The 14,181-nt window shown below is 69.0% G+C and carries 17 protein-coding genes; 5 read left to right on the plus strand and 12 right to left on the minus strand.

Annotated features, from left to right (window positions below):
• Window positions 1-55 precede the first annotated feature (55 nt).
• The 4 genes from HNQ73_RS04335 to HNQ73_RS04350 all read left to right on the plus strand — a co-directional run bounded on the left by HNQ73_RS04335 (window position 56) and on the right by HNQ73_RS04350 (window position 4,708).
• Entirely contained in the window at window positions 56-940 is an 885-nt protein-coding gene (locus HNQ73_RS04335) for an NAD(P)-dependent oxidoreductase (protein WP_183332634.1), read from the plus strand.
• Window positions 941-966: 26 nt separating this feature from the next.
• The gene (araD, locus tag HNQ73_RS04340; protein WP_183332636.1) at window positions 967-2,700 is read left to right on the plus strand and encodes an L-arabinonate dehydratase; all 1,734 of its coding nucleotides are present in this window, start codon (window positions 967-969) and stop codon (window positions 2,698-2,700) included.
• A gap of 14 nt (window positions 2,701-2,714) precedes the next feature.
• Window positions 2,715-3,725, plus strand: a complete 1,011-nt coding sequence (gene araD1 / locus HNQ73_RS04345; protein ID WP_183332638.1) for an AraD1 family protein — start codon at window positions 2,715-2,717, stop codon at window positions 3,723-3,725.
• 170 nt (window positions 3,726-3,895) lie between these two features.
• Window positions 3,896-4,708: a tetratricopeptide repeat protein gene (locus HNQ73_RS04350; protein ID WP_183332640.1), complete on the plus strand. Its 813-nt coding sequence runs from the start codon at window positions 3,896-3,898 to the stop codon at window positions 4,706-4,708.
• Between the two features lie 7 nt (window positions 4,709-4,715).
• On the opposite strand, the gene HNQ73_RS04355 is transcribed toward HNQ73_RS04350, so the two are convergent.
• Both HNQ73_RS04355 and HNQ73_RS04360 read right to left on the minus strand, forming a co-directional pair.
• A complete protein-coding gene (locus HNQ73_RS04355) occupies window positions 4,716-5,114 on the minus strand; it encodes a hypothetical protein (protein WP_244649872.1) in 399 nt (132 codons plus the stop codon).
• Between the two features lie 15 nt (window positions 5,115-5,129).
• Window positions 5,130-6,299: a type II and III secretion system protein family protein gene (locus tag HNQ73_RS04360; protein WP_246512322.1), complete on the minus strand. Its 1,170-nt coding sequence runs from the start codon at window positions 6,297-6,299 to the stop codon at window positions 5,130-5,132.
• A gap of 203 nt (window positions 6,300-6,502) precedes the next feature.
• Here HNQ73_RS04360 and HNQ73_RS04365 point away from each other — a divergent pair, with 203 nt between their 5' ends.
• Complete coding sequence (locus tag HNQ73_RS04365; RefSeq protein WP_183332642.1) at window positions 6,503-6,985, plus strand: hypothetical protein; 483 nt, start codon at window positions 6,503-6,505, stop codon at window positions 6,983-6,985.
• Here HNQ73_RS04365 and HNQ73_RS04370 read toward each other — a convergent pair.
• From HNQ73_RS04370 to HNQ73_RS04415, 10 genes are all read right to left on the minus strand, one after another.
• A complete protein-coding gene (locus HNQ73_RS04370) occupies window positions 6,919-8,268 on the minus strand; it encodes a FliI/YscN family ATPase (RefSeq protein WP_244649876.1) in 1,350 nt (449 codons plus the stop codon). The two genes, HNQ73_RS04365 and HNQ73_RS04370, sit on opposite strands and share 67 nt — an antisense overlap.
• The gene (locus tag HNQ73_RS04375) at window positions 8,265-8,873 is read right to left on the minus strand and encodes a FliH/SctL family protein (protein ID WP_183332644.1); all 609 of its coding nucleotides are present in this window, start codon (window positions 8,871-8,873) and stop codon (window positions 8,265-8,267) included. The genes HNQ73_RS04370 and HNQ73_RS04375 overlap by 4 nt, the downstream gene beginning before the upstream one ends.
• Window positions 8,870-9,493 (minus strand): hypothetical protein, encoded by a 624-nt coding sequence (locus tag HNQ73_RS04380; protein ID WP_183332646.1) that lies wholly within the window; start codon window positions 9,491-9,493, stop codon window positions 8,870-8,872. Before HNQ73_RS04380 ends, HNQ73_RS04375 begins: the two co-directional genes overlap by 4 nt.
• Complete coding sequence (sctJ, locus tag HNQ73_RS04385) at window positions 9,490-10,329, minus strand: type III secretion system inner membrane ring lipoprotein SctJ (protein ID WP_183332649.1); 840 nt, start codon at window positions 10,327-10,329, stop codon at window positions 9,490-9,492. Before sctJ ends, HNQ73_RS04380 begins: the two co-directional genes overlap by 4 nt.
• 3 nt (window positions 10,330-10,332) lie before the next feature.
• Complete coding sequence (locus HNQ73_RS04390; protein WP_183332651.1) at window positions 10,333-10,728, minus strand: hypothetical protein; 396 nt, start codon at window positions 10,726-10,728, stop codon at window positions 10,333-10,335.
• A gap of 27 nt (window positions 10,729-10,755) precedes the next feature.
• On the minus strand, window positions 10,756-10,998 hold the full coding sequence (locus HNQ73_RS04395) for a hypothetical protein (RefSeq protein ID WP_183332653.1): 243 nt from the start codon (window positions 10,996-10,998) through the stop codon (window positions 10,756-10,758).
• Window positions 10,999-11,126: 128 nt separating this feature from the next.
• Complete coding sequence (locus tag HNQ73_RS04400) at window positions 11,127-11,729, minus strand: type III secretion protein (protein WP_183332655.1); 603 nt, start codon at window positions 11,727-11,729, stop codon at window positions 11,127-11,129.
• 233 nt (window positions 11,730-11,962) lie between these two features.
• Window positions 11,963-12,799, minus strand: coding sequence for a purine-nucleoside phosphorylase (locus HNQ73_RS04405; RefSeq protein ID WP_183332657.1), 837 nt, complete (start codon window positions 12,797-12,799; stop codon window positions 11,963-11,965).
• Between the two features lie 4 nt (window positions 12,800-12,803).
• Complete coding sequence (cdd, locus tag HNQ73_RS04410) at window positions 12,804-13,211, minus strand: cytidine deaminase (RefSeq protein ID WP_183332659.1); 408 nt, start codon at window positions 13,209-13,211, stop codon at window positions 12,804-12,806.
• Window position 13,212: 1 nt separating this feature from the next.
• On the minus strand, window positions 13,213-14,181 hold the full coding sequence (locus tag HNQ73_RS04415; RefSeq protein WP_183332661.1) for an ABC transporter permease: 969 nt from the start codon (window positions 14,179-14,181) through the stop codon (window positions 13,213-13,215).

Below are 14,181 nucleotides of genomic sequence, written 5' to 3' on the forward strand. Positions count from 1 at the left end.
GCGCTGCCGCGGCGAGGCCGGAAGCTGCGCCGGCGGAACGTTCGAGGGTGGTTCGATGACCGACAACAAGCCGACCGTGGCCTTTCTCGGCCTCGGTCTCATGGGCGTACGCCAGGCCCGCCGCCTGATCGAGGCCGGCTGGCCGCTCGTACTGTGGAACCGTTCGCGCGAGAAGGCCGAGGCGCTGGCGCCGCTCGGCGCCCGCATCGCCGCAAGCGCCGCGGAGGCGGCGGCAGAGGCGGACATCGTCATCACCATGCTGGAGAACGGCCCCATCGTCGAAGCCGTCGTCTTCGGCCAGGGCGTCGCCGAGGCGATGCGGCCGGGCACCGTGCTCATCGACATGAGCTCGATCAAGCCGGCCGAGGCACAGGATCACGCGGCGCGCCTCGCTGAAAGGGGCGTCTCCTATCTCGACGCGCCCGTCTCCGGCGGCACGGTGGGCGCCGAACAGGGCACGCTCGCCATCATGGTCGGCGGCGACGAGGCGGTCTTTACGCGCGTTGCCGCCGTCTTCGCGCCCATGGGCCGGGCGACGCTCGTCGGGCCGCACGGCTCCGGCCAGCTCGCCAAGCTCGCCAACCAGATCATCGTCGGCGTCACCATCGGCGCCGTGGCCGAGGCACTGATGCTCGCGGCGCGCGGCGGTGCCGACCCGGCCAAGGTGCGCGAGGCGCTGCGCGGCGGCTTCGCCGAGAGCCGCGTGCTCGACCTGCACGGCGCCCGCATGGTGGAGCGCGACTTCACCACCAGGGGCCGCTCGGTCACGCACCTCAAGGACATCGACAACGCGCTCGACGCCGCCGGGCGCCTCGGCCTTGCCGCCATGCCCTTCACGGCCGCGACCGCCGACCTCTTCCGCGGCCTTCTCGCCAACGCCGGCGACCTCGACCACTCGGGCCTCCTCGTCGAGCTCGAGCGCCGCAACCCCGCCAACTGACCGACGCCGCAAGAGGACTTCGACCCATGAGCAACGGCACGAAGAAGAAGCTCCGCAGCCAGGAGTGGTTCGGCAAGCAGGATAAGCACGGCTTCCTCTACCGCTCCTGGATGAAGAACCGCGGCTTCCCGCAGGACCAGTTCGATGGCCGCCCGGTCATCGGCATCTGCAACACTTGGTCCGAGCTGACCCCCTGCAACTCGCATTTCAAGACGATCGCCGAGCACGTGCGCTGGGGCATCCTGGAGGCGGGCGGCTTCCCGCTCGAGTTTCCGGTGATGTCGCTGGGCGAGACGCTGCTGCGCCCGACGGCGATGCTCTACCGCAACCTCGCCTCGATGGACGTGGAGGAATCGATCCGCGCCAACCCGCTCGACGGCGTCGTGCTGCTCATGGGCTGCGACAAGACCACGCCCTCGCTGCTCATGGGCGCGGCGAGCGTCGACCTGCCTACCATCGGCATCTCGGGCGGCCCCATGCTGCGCGGCATCTACCGCGGCAAGCACATCGGCTCGGGCACCAACACCTGGTCGATGAGCGAGGACGTGCGCGCCGGCAAGATGACCATCGAGGAGTTCCATGAGGCCGAGGCGTGCATGCACCGCTCGCACGGCCACTGCATGACCATGGGCACGGCCTCGACCATGGCCTGCATGGTGGAAGCCCTCGGCGTCGGCCTGCCCGGCAACGCCGCCATCCCGGCCGTCGACGCGCGCCGCAACCACCTCGCCCGCGAGGCCGGCCGCCGCATCGTCGAGATGGTCCGCGAGGATCTCGTGCTGTCCAAGATCCTGACGCGCGAGGCCTTCGAGAACGCCATCCGCGCCAACGCCGGCATCGGCGGCTCGACGAACGCCGTCATCCACCTCATCGCGCTCGCCCGTCGCGTCGGCGTGGAGCTGACCCTCGACGACTGGGACCGCCTCGGCCGCGACGTCCACTGCCTCGTCGACCTGATGCCTTCCGGCCGCTTCCTGATGGAGGACTTCTTCGAGGCGGGCGGCCTGCCGGCTGTGCTGCGCGAGCTCGGCGAGCGTGGCCTCCTCAACAAGGACGCGCTCACCGTCAACGGCCGCACCATCTGGGAGAACAACAAGGACGCCCCGTGCTGGAACCGCGAGGTGATCCACTCCTTCGACGCGCCCTTCAAGCCCGAGGCGGGCATCGCCGTGCTGCGCGGCAACCTCGCCCCCGACGGCGCCATCATCAAGCCCTCGGCCGCGTCCCCGCACCTCATGCAGCACACGGGCCGGGCCGTCGTCTTCGAGAACATCGAGGACTTCCACGCCCGCATCAATGACGAGAACCTCGACATCGACGAGACCTGTGTCATGGTGCTCAAGAACTGCGGACCCAAGGGCTATCCCGGCATGGCCGAGGTCGGCAACATGCCGCTGCCGCCCAAGATCCTGAAGAAGGGCATCACCGACATGGTCCGCATCTCGGACGCGCGCATGTCAGGCACGGCCTACGGCACGGTGGTGCTGCACACGGCGCCGGAGGCGGCCGCCGGCGGCCCGCTCGCCCTCGTCCAGAACGGTGACATGATCACCCTCGACGTGCCGGCCCGCACGCTCACGCTGCACGTCTCGGATGAGGAGCTCGAGCGCCGCCGCGCCGCCTGGCAGCCGCCGGCACCCCACACCGACCGCGGCTACGTCAAGCTCTATGTGGACCACGTGCTGCAGGCCAACGAGGGCGCCGACCTCGACTTCCTCGTGGGCAAGAGCGGCTCGGCTGTCCCGCGCGACAACCACTGACGGGAGGACTGAGCATGTCCCTTCGCCTCGTCCAGTTCTTCGATGAAGCCGGCACGCGACGCGTCGGCGTGCCCTCCGAGGACGGCCGCCACCTGACCGTGCTCAACGGCACGCAGAGCGTCTATTCCCTCGTGCTCGACGCGCTGGCGGCGAACACACCGCTCGCCACGTTCGTGCGCTCGCGGCTCAGCGACAGAAGCGTCGACTACGACGCCGTCATCGCCGACCGGCGCCTGCTGCCGCCGATCGACCATCCGGACGAGACGCGCTGCCACGTCACCGGCACGGGCCTCACCCACCTCGGCAGTGCCGACACGCGCGACAAGATGCACAAGTCGACCGTCGAGGCGGACGAGGCGGCGCTCACGGACTCCATGAAGATGTTCCGCTGGGGCCTCGAGGGCGGCCGACCGGCGCCGGGGGCCGTCGGCGTGCAGCCCGAGTGGTTCTACAAGGGCAACGGCCGCTTCATCGTGCCGCCGGGCGCGCCGCTCGTCTCCCCCGCCTTCGCCGAGGATGCGGGCGAGGAGCCGGAGCTCGCCGGCCTCTATGTCATCGCCCCGGACGGGACGCCCGTGCGTGTGGGCTTTGCCCTCGCCAACGAGTTCTCCGACCACGTCACCGAGCGGAAAAACTACCTCTTCCTGGCCCATTCCAAGCTGCGCCAGAGCAGCTTCGGGCCGGAGGTGCTCATCGGCACGCCGCCCGCAGACATCCGGGGCGTGAGCCGCATCCGCCGCGACGGCGCGGTGCTGTGGGAGAAGCCCTTCGTCACGGGCGAGGCCAACATGTCGCACAGCTTCGCCAATCTCGAGCATCACCACTTCAAGTATGCCGAGCACCGGGTGCCGGGCGACGTGCATGTCCACTACTTCGGCACGGCGACGCTGAGCTTCGCCGACGGCGTGCGCACGCAGGAGGGTGACATCTTCGAGATCGAGGCTGAGGGCTTCGGCCGCCCGCTGCGCAACCCGCTCGCCATAGCGCGCGAGCCGGCCGGTCTCGTGACCGTCCGCGAGGCCTGAGAGCCTGCTGCCGGGCGGGTCGCGCCGCCCCGGACGCACTGTGTGCACAAGCTGCCTTCAAGTCGACCGCCCGGCCCGCGCCTGCGCGCCGGGCGGTCGTCTAGCAATCGACACGACATCCACCGTGCGGCCTGCCATTCGCCGCAGGTGTCGATTGTGGGAGGCACTGCATGGATCACCGGCTCGTATCAACGACAACGGCCACCATATTCGCGGCCTGGCTCGCCGGCTGCATGGCGATCAGCCCGCTGCACCCCTTCGACAAGACCATCCCGGAGGAGACGTCGCAGGCCGGCCGTCTCCTCTTCCTCGCCGAGGATATCGCAGGCCGCGGCGAGACGCAGACGGCACTCGCGCTTCTCGACCGCGCGGGCGAGCTCGCCGGTGACGATGCGATGCTCCATACCCGTCTCGGCGACGCCTATCTGCGGCTCGGAGAAAACGAGCGTGCCGAGCGCGCCTATGCCATGGCCGTCGACCTGAAGCCGGCCGATGCAACGGCCCTGCTCGGCCTCGGCTCGGCCAAGCTGCGCCGGGGGGAGACGACGCAGGCCGTGGCACTCATCGCCGCGGCAGCCCCTCAGGTCGGCACCGCCACCGCCTACAACCGGCTCGGCATCGCCTACACGCTCGCCGGCCGCCTCACGGAGGCCGAGGCCGCCTACCGCAAGGCCCTCGCACTCGACGCCGCCGACCTCGACATCAAGACCAACCTCGCCCTCGCCACCGCTCTTGCCCGCCGCGATGCGGAGGCACAGGCGCTCATTGCCGAAGTCGTGGCACATCCGACAGCGCAGCAGCGGCACCACCGCGCCCGCGTGCTCGTACTCGGTCTGACCGACAAGGCCGCCGAGGTGCGGAAGACGCAGGAGCGCCGCCTGGACCCTCGCGATGTCGACAAGCTGCTCTCCCAGGCAAGAAAGATCGCAACTTCGGGTGACGCCAAGGCCAGGGCTCTGGCCCTCGGCGCCGTCATGATCTGACGCCGTGTCACCTGCCGCCCGACACACTCTTGCCGGGGTCGCGCTCGCTGCCGGTCAGGTACTGCTGTGCCGCGCGGAACGTCGGGAGTCCGGGAGCCCTTCCCATCTGACGGCCGTGAACGAGGTCGTGCTTGCGCTCCGCCATGCGCATCAGGTTGTAGGCATTGGCACAGCCCGGCGGCAGGAAGGGGCCGAGGTCGCTCACCTGCGTCGGATCGGGCGTCATGCACGCCTCCGGCACGAGGCCGTCGACGGGCACCGTGACAGTCGACCATGCGGCACGACCGGCCGCGCTGCTGTAGTGCGGGGAATAGTCGGGCGGGGTGCGTACGCAGCCGGCAAGGGCGGCAGCAAGGGCGCCGGCCAGCAGGGAGGAAGCGCCGCAATGTCGCAGAATGATCGTCATCGTCCTTCTCCGCCGTCACTTAAAGATGAGGCCGGAGACCGGCCCCTTGGTCACCCGCGCCGCCGTGTGCCGGCCCAGCGCCTGGCGCGGCCGGTCGAGCGGCGTTGCCAGGCGCCTGTCGCGAACCGGCGACACGATGTAGGGCGTGATCAGGATGACGAGCTCGCTCTCGTCCCGGCGGAAGCTCTGCGAGCGAAAGAGCGCACCGAGGACCGGAATGTCGCCGATCATCGGGATCTTTCCCAGGGCCTGGCCCATGTTGCGCTGGAAAAGGCCCGCGATGGCAAAGGTTTGGCCGCTCGCCACCTCCACCGTCGTTTCCGCCCGCCGCACAGCGAGGGCAGGAATCTCGAGCCCGCGCAGCTGCACGGCGCCAGCGGAGGAGAGCGTGCTGACCTCCGGCCGCACGCGCAGAGCAATACGGTCGCCTTGCAGGAGAATCGGCGTGAAGGCGAGCGAGACGCCAAAGGGCTTGTAGGTGACGGACAGGGTCTGGTTCTGGCCCGGCACCGGCACGGGGATCTCCCCGCCAGCGAGAAAGGTCGCCTCCTGTCCCGTCACGGCCGTCAGGTTGGGCTCGGCCAGCACGGTCATAATGCCGTTACGCTGCAAGGCCTGCACCAAGACGTCGACATCGACGGAGCCGAAGGCGCTCCCCTTGTTGACGGTTCCGAAGGTGAAGAAGCCGGCGCGGAAGGCAAGGTTCCAGTCAATGCCGAGCACCGAGAGGTCGTTGCGGGAAATCTCGGCAAACCGGACGCGGATGTTGACCTGCTGGGAGCCAGCGACAGTCGTCCTGTTGTATGGCGTCTGCCCGTCCGGCGCATAGGCGTTCGCCACCTCCCCGACATCGATTGCTTCGGCCACGGAGCCCGTATCCCCCCGCGCCACGAGGCGTTTACCGAACAGCGAGACATCGACATTCGAGCGCGGCTGCAGTGCTTCCACGGCCTCGTTCGCGGGCGAGCTGTCGATGACGACACGCAGCTTGATCTCGGACTGCAACTCGTTGTCCTGAGACAGGGCGATGAGGTTGGTGATGCCAGCCTTCTTGCCGAAGACATAGACCGACGTCGGTGTGACGACCTTGAGGTCGGCAATCTCCGGATCGGCCACGAAGGGCCGGGATCGTGGCGGAACTGACGATTGCTGGCCAGCCGGGGGCGCTCTGGGTGCCGGAGGCATTCGCCGACGAGCTGCTGGGGGCGCTGCCGCCCCAGTTCGACCCCGCGCGCCTGTCGCCGGCCAGGAGCTGCAGCGCCGACGACGCAAGCTCGCCAAGCTCGAGCTGCTGCTCGACGAGAAGCGGGGGCACAGGTTGCGGCGGGAAGAGGCGCTGGCGGAGATGGAAGCCGAGGATCGCGCAGTCGCATTGGCGGGGGACGGCCATGGCGAGACGCGTTGCGGCCGCTGAGAAACCTGCGCCGCGCAAGCGGTCCGCTCCCCGCAGGCGCTCTGCGGCTGCGCCGGAGGCCCGCGGCGAGCGCCGCCTCCCGCGCTTCCCGTTCCTCATCCGCGGCGGCAACGGCGTTACGACGCCGGGCAGCCTCGGCCGCCTCCGCGTCGAGTGCCACCTGCCGGCGCGCCAGATCGGAGGCATCGACCACATGTGCTGCCATGCGGCCGAGCCAGACCATTTCCTCGTGCCGGACCGCCGCCTTGTGGTTCTCGACAGCGGCCTCGGCAGCGCGCACGGCGGCCTCGGCCTCGTGCAGCCTGCGCTCCGCCCGCACGCGGCCTTCCTCCGCACGCGTCAGGCCGCGCTGCCTCAGGCGGCGCAACAGGTCCAGCGTCCGCTCCTGCGTCACGACACCAGGGTCCGCATGCGCTGCTGGACGTCCGCAATCGTCGAGCGTTCGTCCTGCCCCTGACGCAGCAGGGCGTTGATGGCATCGATACGCGCGATGGCCTCATCGGCGCGGGGATCGCTGCCGCGCTGGTATTCGCCCACGCGCACCAAGAGCTCCACCTCCGCGTAACGCGCCATCAGGTCACGCACCTGGCCCGCGAGACGAGAATGCTCCGGGTCGACCACCGCATCCATCAGGCGGCTGCGGCTCTTCAGCACGTCGATGGCCGGGAAATGGTTGCGGTGGGCGAGCTCGGGCGACAGAACGACATGCCCGTCGAGGATGGACCGCACCTCCTCCGCGATCGGGTCCTGGGTGCCGTCTCCCTCCATCAGCACCGTGTAGAGCCCGGTAATGGCACCGCCCTGCCCTGGTCCGCTGCGCTCGAGCAGCTGCGGCAGCACGGCGAAAAGCGAGGAGGGGTAGCCGCGCCGCGTCGGCGGCTCGCCGGCGGCGAGGCCGATCTCGCGCTGGGCACGGGCAAAGCGCGTGACGCTGTCCATCAGCAGCAGCACGCTGCGCCCCCGATCCCGGAAATATTCGGCAATTGCGGTCGCGACGTAGGCCGCCTTGACGCGCTCGATCGCCGGGCGGTCGGAGGTGGCAACCACGGTCACGGCGCGGCGGCGCCCCTCCTCGCCGAGCTCACGCTCCAGAAACTCGCGCACCTCGCGGCCCCGCTCCCCGATGAGGCCGATGACGATAACGTCGGCTTCCGTCCCCTTGACGATCTGCGCGAGCAGCGTCGACTTGCCGACGCCCGGCTCGCCGAAGATGCCGATGCGCTGCCCCCGCGCGCAGGTGACGAGGCCGTCGAGGGCGCGGATGCCGAGCTGTAACGGCGCCTTGATGATGTCACGCGCCATCGGCTGCGGCGGCGGCGCTTGCAACGGATAAGTGCCGTCAAGGTCGGGCGGCGGCCAGGGGCCACCGTCGAGTGGCTCGCCGAGGGCGTTCAGCACGCGCCCGAGCAGGCCCGGCCCCACGGGAACACGCATCTCGCTGCCGGTCGGAATGACCTCGGTGGCACTGGAGAGACCGGAAAGATCACCAAGGGGTGTCAGCACGGCCGCATCCTCGAGAAGGCCGACCACTTCGCTCAGGACCTCGCGGCCGGACACCGGGTCGCAGAGCCGGCAGACCTCACCCAACCGCACCTCCGCGACGCTCGCGTGGATCGTGACCCCGATGGCCCGCAGGATACGCCCCTTGATAAGGCGCGTGCTGACAGTCTCGGCCTGCTGCCTGAGCTTCGGCAGGATGCCGGCGATACGCGCGTCGATGCCGAGGCTGTCGACCGTCATGGCCGCTGTGCCTCACGCTGCGGCAAGGCACGGGCGAGGGCCGCCAGCTGCGTCTCCAGATCGGCCTCCACGACGGCGAAGTCGCTCACGAGCCGGCAATCCGTCGGGCGCAGGGCCGGATCGCCCGCCACCATGACGGTGACGGCGAGCCCCTCGCGCTCGACGAGCCCGTCCACGGCCTCCCGCACCCTGGTGCAGGCATCCGGATGAACCGTGATCTTGAGATGCCTGGCGCGGCGGAAATTGGCCAGCGCCTCGCCCGCGAGCCGGGCGACGAGGTCGGCATCGTCGAAGGTGCCCAGCACCTGGCGGACGATGCCCATGGTGAGCTCGGCGATCTCACCCTCCATCGATCCGAGGTAGCGGTCGACCGCCGCCACCGTGCGGGCAAGCTGCTCAGCCGCGGCGGCGTGCTCATCCCGCACACTGGCAAGGCCGTCGCGAACGCCCTTCTCGTAGCCTTCGCGATAGCCCCCGCTCTTTTCCGACGACGCAAGATCCTCCACCTTGCGAAGGGTCTGGGCCGCCGTCTGCCAGACGTCGACCTCCGGCGCACGTACGATCCGGCCGCCCGGCGTCGATGAAAGATTTACGCTGGTCATCATGATCCTGCTGCCTGACGGTAGAGACCCGGCCCAATCTCCGCGAAGAGAGCCGGAACCGGCCCGGGCGCTATCGCCCCGTCCTCGAACTTGAGCACCAGCCGCGCCCTCACACCCGCGGGGAGCTGCGCGACCCATGCCAGAAAGCTGTACCAGCCATCCCGCGCCACAACCTCCGCCGCATGGGAGAGGTCGTCGAAGCGCAGCCCCTGTGGACCTGCCGCCCGGTTGGCAAGGCCGAAGGCGATGAGTGCGCCATCGAGCGAGCTGCGAAGCTGCTCCACGTCCGGCGCCAGAACCACATTGGCGATGGCATCCGCCCAGTAGAGCGCACCGGCGCGCAAGGCCGCCGCCATGAGCTCCTGCGGCGCCTGAACGACGATCGCGCGATCGACTTCAGCGCAATGGAGCGCATCGTCCGCCGGCGGTAACAGACCGACGTCTTCCAGCACGCCCGTCAGCCGCACGGCGAAGCGCGGCTCGGCCTGCAGCGCGGCGCAAAGGTCCGGTGCAATGGCACCGCCGAAGCAGGCGGCCAGGCGCGCCGGGTGCGCATGGATACCGGGCAGGCGCAGGAAGGTGCGCCAGCGCCCTTCGTCGTCGATGGGGAACAGCGTCGTCATGCCGCCTCCCCCGTTCGAGCGAACGTCTCAGGTGCCTCCTCCGGCCCGGCAGGCGGCTGTCCCATCGCACCGAGCGCATAGACGCTCGACCGGGTTCGCCAGATGAGATAGCCGAGCCCGGCGGCAAAGCCCGCAATGAGGAGCAGGGCAAGGCCTGCGAGAACGCGCGCCCTGGCGAGACTGTCGGGCCGGAGCCACATGCCGAGGAAAGAGACGGGCGCAGCCGCCTCTGGCGTGTCCGGCCGCTCTGGCACGGGAACGAGCACGACGGACACGCCGTCATAGGTCAGCCCGGCGATCCCGTTGGCCACCAGGGTCTTGATCTGGGGCACGAGCTCGCCCAGCGGCAGGCCCGACTTGTGCCGGATGAGCACGGAGGCGGAGGCGGGCGTCGAGCTCTGCTGGAGCGGCGAATGTTCCGGCAGGACGATGTGCACCCGCGCCGACAGGACCCCGTCGATCTCGCCCAAAGAGCGGGATAATTCCTCGCTCAGGGCGTAGGTCATGCGCGCCCGTTCCTGCAGGGGCGAGGCGACCAGCCCCTCCGGTTTGAAAACCTCGCCGAGCGTGGCATGGGCGCGGCGGGGCAGGCCGTTGTCCCTCAGGATGTCGAACGCACGCGCGAAATCGTCGTCGTCGACAGAAATGGTGATGCGGCCATCCTTGTCGACGGTCCGGTCGGCAGCGATGCCGTGGCGCTGCAAGACCGCGACGATCTCGTTCGCCTGCCGCTCGTCAAGATTGCCGTAAAGGTCGGCCTTGCAGGCAGCTGTGGCGAGCGCAAGCAGAGCGACCGCCGCCAGGCATTGTGGGCGAGGCGATGGCGCGCGTCGCATGGCTCATCCCCTCAGCAGCATCTTCATTGTACTGATGAGACCGGTGAACGCCGTGATGATGAGCTGCATCGTCAGATGATGCTCGCGCTCCTCACCGGCCTTCTCCTTGATCTGCTCAAAGAAGGCCAGCACGTCCTCCTGGGGGCTTCCGGTGCTCACCTCCTCGGCGAGCTCAGCAACATCGCTCCTGCGCTCGAAGAGAGGCAGGATTCGGTCGCGCATCGCCCCGACCACGGCCGGAAGGCCGTCGCCGTCTGCGGATGCCGCCTGCGACGCCCAGAGTGCCTGCGCCTCCTGCAAGGACCACTGGAAGTCCTGCACCGTCCGCGTCGGCTCGACGGAATCGACCGGCTTCACGCCGGAGCCAATGAGGCTGCTGATGGCTGTAATGGCGTTCATGATCAATTCCACGCTGACAGGGGAGCGTCAGGCTCCCGATGAGTGCAGGGGTCGCAAGAGACGCGGATCAGCCCGCTTGTCGTCGGGCCCTGCCGGTGCCGCGGCAGGGTTGAGCTGGGACGACGGGACGATGTCCACTGCGGCGCTGGTCAGCTCGCGATGAGCCTTCATCGCCTGCTCGATGAAGGCCTGCATCTTGTCCAGAAGCTCCCTGTCGAGCCCGCCGGCCCGCCGGTGCTCCGCATTGCCGATACCGCGCACGTCGCTCATCTGCCCTCACTCCGTCGCAATAAACCCAATGACTGCAAACAATTGCGCGATCATACAGACGCGGCGTCGACAGATGACAGTCACTGCCGGATGAACTCTCTCTCCATGCTACGCAAACAATCGCCGGCTCAGGACGAACTCTCGGCGCCGGCGCGGAACACCCTGACGCGTGCCTGCGGGGCGCGGCCCTTCATCAGCGACGAGAGCGTCTGCCGCACGAGGGAGCGATAGACCGGCGGCCCGGAGATGGAGAGGACGCTGCGGCCATGCGCGAGACGAACAGGGTAGCGCGCGTCCGCCACCCCGAGCTCGTTAAGCGCCTTCAGCAGCTCTTCCGGCGAGGCCGAGCCGTATTCGACAATCTCGGTCCGCTGCTCGTCGCTCGAGGAAATGTGCAGCGTCGTGCCGTCGTAGTACCAGGAGAGGCCGAAACGGCCGCACAGATCGTCGAGATAGGCCCGTGGCGCCGCAGGCTTCACGCCGCCGCGCACACGGCCCCGCACGCGGTCACTGAGCTTGACCGGAATGCGCATATGGTTGCCGAATGCCGTCAGCACGTCGCGGACATCCTCATCGAGGGCGACATAGTCATAGGACAGGGCGGGCCATGCGGGCTCGGTGGCCCACGCCTCCGGTGCCGCAAGTCCCGCAATCAACACGGCGAGTGCCGCCAGCCGGCGGCATCGCGGATGGGTCCTGCGCGCGTCCGCGCTCGATCCACGTATGAACATGGTTATTCCTTCCCGATCACAGCGAGGCGATCGACGATCGCAAGCGCACCACGACGGCGCCCACCGCGGGCGCTCGTCACCGCAAGCCGCGCTGCGAGCAGTTTCCCAATTCGATGCGGGGTATCTAAATCTTCCGGGCGAAAACGAAAACAGACAGTCTGCGAATTGTCTATTTGTTGAATAATATTTGCAAATAGAGCCGCCGGCTAAGCATCCCGCGTAATATACTTGCGCTACCGCTCGTCGCGCGTGGCGAGGAAAGCCCGCAGCAACCGCCGCAACGTCACCGCGGCGAGGGTGGCGACATCCTTCGTCTCGCCGTGGCTCGGAGTCGCCCCCTCGACGCCGGCCGCCAGATTGGTGACGACCGAAAGGGCCGCAACACGCAGGCCGAAGCGGCGGGCGAGGATGACCTCGGGCACGGTCGACATGCCGACCAGATCGGCGCCCAGCAGGCGGGCCATGCGGATCTCTGCCGGCGTCTCGAAGCTCGGTCCCGAGAACCACATGTAGATGCCGGAGTTGAGCGTGATGCCCGCCACCTTTGCCGCAAGCATCATCCGCTTGCGCAGCATCTCGTCATAGGCCTGCGTCATCGGCACGAAGCGCCCGTCGCCGGTGTCGCCGATGAGGGGATTGAGCCCGGAGTAGTTGATGTGGTCGGTGATGAGCGCAAGGCTGCCCGGGCGAATGTCGGCCCTGAGCGAGCCAGCCGCATTGGTCAGAACCAGCGGCGGGCTGCCGAGGCCGGTCAGGAGGCTTATGGGCGCGCGCATGACGGCCGCATTGCCCGTCTCGTAGTAGTGCGCCCGTCCGGCATAGATGACGACGCGCCGCCCCTCCATGCGGCCCGCGATCAGCCGGCCCACATGGCCCGAGACGTCGCTGACGGGAAAGCCCGGGATGTCCGCATAGGGCACCTCGCACGCCTCCTCGACATCCTCGACAATGTTGCCGAGCCCGGTGCCAAGCACCACCGCGGTATCGAAGGGGCCCGTGATGCCGCGCTGCGCGAGCAGACCGAGGGCCTCCTCCCTGAGCTGCTCGTCCGTCCCAGCCGCATTGCCCATGGCTTCACCCGTCGCTTGCCAAATTGTCCGGCCCGAAGGACACCGGCAGCAGCTCTTCGAGGGTGAAGCTGCGCCGCAGGCCCTCCGGCCCGCAAACGTGGACTGGCGTATCCCCGCGCGCGAATTCGCGCAAGCGCTGCCGGCAGGCACCGCAGGGCGTGACGAGGGCATCGCCCGCCCCCACTACCAGGGCGGCCGCGATGTGCCGGCCGCCCGCCGCGACCATGGCGGCGATGGCGCCCGCCTCGGCGCAGGTGCCGACCGGATAGGCTGCGTTCTCCACGTTGCAGCCGGCGAAGATCCGCCCGTCCGGCGTCGCCACCGCGGCACCGACGGCAAAGCGCGAATAGGGGGCATAGGCATTCCCGCGCGCTGCACTCGCCGCACGGAAGAGGTCGTCGAGCAGGCTCATCCTACCGTTCCTTGACATAGGGGATGCCGGAAGCCCGCGGCGGCACGGCACGGCCGATGAAGCCCGCAAGCAGCACTACGGTCATGAGATAGGGCAGCGCCTGGATGGCCTGCACCGGCACACGGCCGACCACGGGCAGGGCCACGCCCTCGATGCGAATGGCGACGGCGTCGAGCAGACCGAACAGCAGGCAGGCACCAAGCGCCGGCCAGGCCCGCCACTTGGCGAAGATGAGCGCGGCGAGCGCAATGAAGCCCTTGCCCGCCGTCATGTGCGGCAGGAAGCCTGCCGCCTGTGCGAGGGAAAGATAGGTGCCGCCGAGCCCGCACAGGAGGCCGGCGAGCACCACGGCGGCATAGCGCAGCCCCGCGACGGAAATCCCTGCCGTATCGACGGCGGCCGGGTTCTCGCCAACGGCCCTGAGGCGCAGGCCGAAGCGCGTGCGCGCCAGCGTCCACCACGTGGCGACAACGGCAAGAAGCGCCAGATAGGACAGGAGGGAATGGCCGGACACTACGTCGCGGTAGAGCGGTCCAAGCAGCGGGATGTCCGCCAGCGTCTCGGCGCCGGGCAGCACGATCTCGCCGAAGCGCGCCGCCCCCTCCACCGGGGGCGTGCGTCCACCCTGGTGATACCAGGCATTGCCGACGATGGCCGTCAGGCCGGCCGCCAGCATGTTGATGGCGACGCCCGAGACGATCTGGTTGCCGCGCTGGCTGATGGCGGAGAAGCCATGCACCAGCGCAAAGGCGACGGAGGCGACCAGTCCGGCGAGGAGCCCGACAGCAGCGGAGCCGCTGGCGTGGGCAGCGGCACCGGCAGCGAAGGCCGCGACCAGCATCTTGCCCTCAAGCCCGATGTCGACGACGCCCGAGCGCTCCGACCAGAGGCCGGCGAGGCAGGCGCACAAAAGCGGGATCGACAGCCGCACGGCCGAATCGAGCACAGCGAGGAGCGAGGCGAGATCCAT

Source organism: Chelatococcus composti (genome assembly GCF_014201415.1).
GTDB classification, from domain to species: Bacteria; Pseudomonadota; Alphaproteobacteria; order Rhizobiales; family Beijerinckiaceae; genus Chelatococcus_A; species Chelatococcus_A composti.

Coding starts and splice junctions, on each gene's coding strand:
- HNQ73_RS04335 (WP_183332634.1), top strand. CDS start 56: ATGACCGACAACAAGCCGACCGTGGCCTTTCTCGGCCTCGGTCTCATG.
- araD (WP_183332636.1), top strand. CDS start 967: ATGAGCAACGGCACGAAGAAGAAGCTCCGCAGCCAGGAGTGGTTCGGC.
- araD1 (WP_183332638.1), top strand. CDS start 2,715: ATGTCCCTTCGCCTCGTCCAGTTCTTCGATGAAGCCGGCACGCGACGC.
- HNQ73_RS04350 (WP_183332640.1), top strand. CDS start 3,896: ATGGATCACCGGCTCGTATCAACGACAACGGCCACCATATTCGCGGCC.
- HNQ73_RS04355 (WP_244649872.1), bottom strand. CDS start 5,114: ATGACGATCATTCTGCGACATTGCGGCGCTTCCTCCCTGCTGGCCGGC.
- HNQ73_RS04360 (WP_246512322.1), bottom strand. CDS start 6,299: ATGCCTCCGGCACCCAGAGCGCCCCCGGCTGGCCAGCAATCGTCAGTT.
- HNQ73_RS04365 (WP_183332642.1), top strand. CDS start 6,503: ATGGCGAGACGCGTTGCGGCCGCTGAGAAACCTGCGCCGCGCAAGCGG.
- HNQ73_RS04370 (WP_244649876.1), bottom strand. CDS start 8,268: ATGACGGTCGACAGCCTCGGCATCGACGCGCGTATCGCCGGCATCCTG.
- HNQ73_RS04375 (WP_183332644.1), bottom strand. CDS start 8,873: ATGATGACCAGCGTAAATCTTTCATCGACGCCGGGCGGCCGGATCGTA.
- HNQ73_RS04380 (WP_183332646.1), bottom strand. CDS start 9,493: ATGACGACGCTGTTCCCCATCGACGACGAAGGGCGCTGGCGCACCTTC.
- sctJ (WP_183332649.1), bottom strand. CDS start 10,329: ATGCGACGCGCGCCATCGCCTCGCCCACAATGCCTGGCGGCGGTCGCT.
- HNQ73_RS04390 (WP_183332651.1), bottom strand. CDS start 10,728: ATGAACGCCATTACAGCCATCAGCAGCCTCATTGGCTCCGGCGTGAAG.
- HNQ73_RS04395 (WP_183332653.1), bottom strand. CDS start 10,998: ATGAGCGACGTGCGCGGTATCGGCAATGCGGAGCACCGGCGGGCCGGC.
- HNQ73_RS04400 (WP_183332655.1), bottom strand. CDS start 11,729: ATGTTCATACGTGGATCGAGCGCGGACGCGCGCAGGACCCATCCGCGA.
- HNQ73_RS04405 (WP_183332657.1), bottom strand. CDS start 12,799: ATGGGCAATGCGGCTGGGACGGACGAGCAGCTCAGGGAGGAGGCCCTC.
- cdd (WP_183332659.1), bottom strand. CDS start 13,211: ATGAGCCTGCTCGACGACCTCTTCCGTGCGGCGAGTGCAGCGCGCGGG.
- HNQ73_RS04415 (WP_183332661.1), bottom strand. CDS start 14,181: ATGGATCTCGCCTCGCTCCTCGCTGTGCTCGATTCGGCCGTGCGGCTG.